Below are 4,259 nucleotides of genomic sequence, written 5' to 3'. Positions count from 1 at the left end.
CCTGCAGCCCGCCTATGAGCGGTTACTGGAGCGCGGGCGCGACGCGGTGCGGTCCATCCCGCTGATCGGCGAGGTGTGCTTCCAGGCCATCCACAGCGTCAAGGCCGGCATCAAGGACGCGGTGTCGCCGCAAGCCATGTTCAGTGACCTCGGCTTGAAGTACGTGGGGCCGATAGACGGCCATGACGAGCATGCGGTGGAGAGCGCCCTGCGGCACGCCCGAGGCTACGACCGGCCGGTGATCGTGCACGTGGTGACGCGCAAGGGCATGGGTTACCCGCCGGCGGAGAACGACGAAGCCGAGCAGATGCACGCCTGCGGCGTGATCGACCCCAAGACCGGCCTTGCCACCAAGGTGGCCCCCCCGGGGTGGACGTCGGTGTTCTCCGACGCCCTCATCGCCCACGCCACCGCCCGGCGCGACATCGTGGCCATCACCGCGGCCATGCCGGGGCCGACCGGTCTGGCGGCCTTCGGGGAGCGCTTCCCCGACCGGCTGTTCGACGTCGGGATCGCCGAGCAACACGCGGTGACCTCGGCGGCCGGACTGGCCATGGGCGGCGTGCACCCGGTGGTGGCGATCTACTCGACGTTCCTCAACCGGGCCTTCGACCAGGTCCTGATGGACGTCGCCCTGCACAACCTGCCGGTCACCCTGGTCCTGGACCGCGCCGGGATCACCGGCAACGACGGCGCCAGCCACAACGGCGTGTGGGACCTGTCGGTCCTGGGCATCGTGCCCGGTATGCGGGTCGCCGCCCCGCGCGACGGGGCCAGGCTGCGCGAGGAACTCAGCGAGGCGTTGGACACCCACGACGGCCCCACGGCGATTCGCTTCCCGAAAGGTGAAGTGGGAGAAGATATTCCAGCATTGGAGCGGATCGGCGGGGTGGACATCCTGGCGCGCGCGCTGCCGGGACTCGGTGATGACGTCCTACTGGTCGGTGTCGGGCCGTTCGCCGCGATGGCCCTCAAGGTGGCCGACCGGCTCCGCAAGCAGGGCATCGGGGTGACGGTGCTCGACCCGCGTTGGGTGCTGCCGGTTCCGGAGGCGCTGATCGCACTGGCCGCCGGGCACAGACTCGTGGTGACCCTGGAGGACAGCGGGGTGCGCGGCGGCGTCGGGTCGGCGGTGTCGGCCGCCCTGCGCGCCGAGGACATCGACGTGCCGTGCCGCGACGTCGCAGTGCCGCAACGCTTCCTGGACCACGCCTCCCGCGGTGAGGTGCTGCATGAGATCGGCATCACCGAGCAGGACATCGCCCGCCGGATAACCGGATGGGTGGCCGCTCTGGGTGCCCGCGACGAGTCGGTCGCCGGGGTCGACTAGGAGTCGGCCGGCGGGGTCATCGCCGGGGTCAGTACCGGCACCACCAGGTCGCGCTGCCAGGACCGCGCTCCGGCGTCGCGCAGGAAGGCATCCACCTCCGCCTGCGACCCGCCGGTCCAGTCCCAGCACAGCCTGCGGACCAGTTCCGGGGAGACGAGATTCTCGGTCGGCACGCCGACCCGCCCGGACAGTTCGGACATCGCCGTGCGGGCCGCCTCCAGGCGTGCGGCCGCCTCGGGCCTGCGCTTGGCCCACCGCACCGGCGGCGGGGGACCGGTCAGCGGTTCGGAGATCTCCGGCGGCCGGCCGGCGCCGCGGGCGGCGTCCAGCGCGTCCAGCCACACCTGCGCGGAACGGCGTTGCTTCTGCCCGCCGAAGATCGGCAGGGCCAGCAGTTCCTCGACGGTCTTGGGGTCGGCGACCGCGGCGGCGATGATCGCCGAGTCGGGCAGGATCCGTCCGGGGGCGATGTCGCGGCTGCGGGCGATGCGGTCGCGGGCGGTCCACAGTTCCCGCACCGCGGCCAGGCCCGCCTGGGTGCGGATCTTGTGGATGCCGGAGGTCTTGCGCCACCGGTCGCGGCGGGTGGGTGTGCTCTCCGCGCCGCGTAGGTACTCGAACTCCTCCTCGGCCCAGGCGGCCTTGTTCTGCTCGGCCAGAACCGAGTTCACCGCGGCCCGCAGTTCGATGAGGACCTCGACGTCCAGTGCGGCATAGTTCAGCCAGGTGTCCGGAAGCGGTCGCTTGGACCAGTCGGCGGCCCCGTGACCCTTGGCCAGCCCCACGCCCAGCAGGAGTTCCGCCATGGCGGCCAGGTTGACCCGCTCGATCCCGGCCAGCCGGCCGGCCAGTTCGGTGTCGTACAACCTGGGCGGGCGCAGACCGACCTCGGCCAGGCAGGGCAGATCCTGGTCCGCGGCGTGCAGGATCCATTCGTCGGTGGCGAGCACCTCGGCCAGCGGCCGCAGGGTGTCGATCGGACTTCCGCCGTGGTTGACCGGGTCGATCAGCACCGTCCCGGCGCCGGCGCGGCGGATCTGGATGAGGTAGGCGCGGTTGGAGTAGCGGAACCCCGACGCGCGCTCGGCGTCCACGGCGAAAGGTCCGCTGCCCGATGCCAGTTTGTCTGCCGCCCCCGCGATCTCCTCTGCGCTGACCGCCAACGGCGGCACCCCCTCGGCGGGGCACTCCAGCGGGACGGGGGGCGGCGGGACGGGGGGCGGCATGGTCAAGCGCGGGAACGGGAACTCAGGTCGATGACGCCCGCCGGCGGCAGCCCGGCCGCGTGTTCGAGCACATCGCAGAAGGCCTGCACATGCGCAGCCAGGCGCGGCGTCGTCGCGGTCCACGAGGCCCGCATCTCGAGTTGGTGGGCCCGGGGCGGCCCGGAGATGTCGCCGTAGCGCACCGAGGTGGTGGCGGTGACCGTTCCGCCCAGGGCGGTGAACGGTTCGGCGTGCTCCTCCAGCGCGTCCACCAGCCAGCTCCAGGCGACCTCCGGAAGCAGCGGGTCGACCGCCTCGCTCGGGTCCAGGTCGGCCTGGATGTAGGCCACCAGCCGCATGGTGCCGTCCCACGCGTCGGCGCCGTCGGGGTCGTGCAGCAGGATCAGCCGGCCGAAGGCGTCGCCCTCGGAGCTTTCCGGAATGACCTCCGGCTCGGGCCTGCGGATCTCGGCGCCCAGCGCATAGCTGTACGGCGCGAGGCGCTGAGGTGGCCGGATCGGGCCGAGCTCGATCTCCGGCCGCACCCGGGCGGCGTTCATGGCCGCCACCGCCTCGCGGAACTGCTCGGGCTCCGCATCGGTCACTGGGTCGACGCTAGCCTCATCCGGCGAGGCGTGCATTCAGGCGCGCCGTGGCAGCATGGTGCCGGTGAGCAACCGCCGCCACCTGCCCGAGGCGCCCTACCTGGCTGCCGCCACCGGCCGCAAGCCCGCCCGCATCCCGGTCTGGTTCATGCGGCAGGCCGGCCGGTCGTTGCCGGAGTACCGCGCCCTGCGGGCCAAGAACACCATGATGCAGGCCTGCTTCGATCCCGAGTTGATCTGCGAGATCACCCTGCAGCCCATCCGGCGGCACGGCGTCGACGCGGCGATCCTGTTCTCCGACATCGTCGTACCGTTGCGCGGTGCGGGGGTGGATGTGGACATCGTGCCCGACGTCGGTCCGGTGATCGCTCACCCGGTGCGAACCGAAGCCGATGCCCGGGCGTTGGGGAACATCAAGTCGCGGGGTGTCGGTGCGGTCGGGGAGGCGGTGGGCCTGCTGGTCGATTCGCTGGGCGAGGTCCCGCTGATCGGCTTCGCCGGGGCGCCGTTCACCCTGGCGTCCTATCTGGTGGAGGGTGGCCCCAGCAAGCTGCACGAGCGCACCAAGGCCATGATGTTCTCCGAGCCGGCGACCTGGCACGCGCTGATGGAAGCGCTCACCGGGATCACCATCGGGTTCCTGCGGGTCCAACTCGACGCCGGGGTGGATGCCATCCAGCTCTTCGACTCCTGGGCCGGGACGCTGTCGCAGGCCGACTACCGCACCTACGTGGCGCCGCACAGCGCCCGGGTGTTCGCCGACCTGGCCGAGTACGGCGTCCCGATGACGCACTTCGGGGTGGGCACGGCCGAACTGCTGGGCGCGATGGGGCAGGCCGGGGCGACCGTGGTCGGGGTGGACTGGCGGACCTCGCTGGCCGACGCCGCGGGGCGGATCGAACCGGGCAAGGCGTTGCAGGGCAACCTCGACCCGGTGGTGCTGCTGGCCGGCTGGCCGGTGGTCGAGAAGGCCGCCCGCGCGGTGGTCGACGACGGCCGGCGCGCCGTGGACGCGGGCGCGGCCGGGCATATCTTCAACCTCGGTCACGGCGTGCTGCCGGCCACCGATCCTGAGATCCTCACCGACCTGGTGGCCCTGGTGCACTCGCTGTGACGGCG

General features: G+C 72.1%; 4 protein-coding genes. 2 read left to right on the top strand and 2 right to left on the bottom strand.

Annotation, left to right across the window (positions count from 1 at the left end; genetic code table 11):
• Positions 1 to 1,330 (top strand): transketolase C-terminal domain-containing protein (locus tag ADBZ5U_RS13365; protein WP_526810948.1); only part of this gene is annotated, 1,330 nt, incomplete at its 5' end.
• Here ADBZ5U_RS13365 and ADBZ5U_RS13360 read toward each other — a convergent pair.
• Positions 1,327 to 2,556 (bottom strand): HRDC domain-containing protein, encoded by a 1,230-nt coding sequence (locus ADBZ5U_RS13360; protein ID WP_526810950.1) that lies wholly within the window; start codon positions 2,554 to 2,556, stop codon positions 1,327 to 1,329. The two genes, ADBZ5U_RS13365 and ADBZ5U_RS13360, sit on opposite strands and share 4 nt — an antisense overlap.
• Before the next feature lie 2 nt (positions 2,557 to 2,558).
• Positions 2,559 to 3,176 carry a DUF3000 family protein gene (locus tag ADBZ5U_RS13355; RefSeq protein ID WP_526810946.1) on the bottom strand — a complete coding sequence of 206 codons (618 nt, stop codon included), beginning with the start codon at positions 3,174 to 3,176 and terminating at the stop codon, positions 2,559 to 2,561.
• A gap of 28 nt (positions 3,177 to 3,204) precedes the next feature.
• Between ADBZ5U_RS13355 and hemE the strand changes: the two genes are divergently transcribed.
• On the top strand, positions 3,205 to 4,254 hold the full coding sequence (gene hemE, locus ADBZ5U_RS13350; protein ID WP_526810945.1) for a uroporphyrinogen decarboxylase: 1,050 nt from the start codon (positions 3,205 to 3,207) through the stop codon (positions 4,252 to 4,254).
• Positions 4,255 to 4,259 lie beyond the last annotated feature (5 nt).

Origin of the sequence: Mycobacterium sp., assembly GCF_040398885.1 — a bacterium.
In the GTDB taxonomy this organism is placed as follows: Bacteria; Actinomycetota; Actinomycetes; order Mycobacteriales; family Mycobacteriaceae; genus Mycobacterium.
Note: the sequence above shows the minus strand (reverse complement) of the source record. Positions and strands in the feature narration are given on the sequence as shown.

What these genes read in the sequence shown, in the direction of transcription:
- ADBZ5U_RS13360 (WP_526810950.1), bottom strand. Translation starts at nt 2,556, where the DNA reads ATGCCGCCCCCCGTCCCGCCGCCCCCCGTCCCGCTGGAGTGCCCCGCC.
- ADBZ5U_RS13355 (WP_526810946.1), bottom strand. Translation starts at nt 3,176, where the DNA reads ATGCACGCCTCGCCGGATGAGGCTAGCGTCGACCCAGTGACCGATGCG.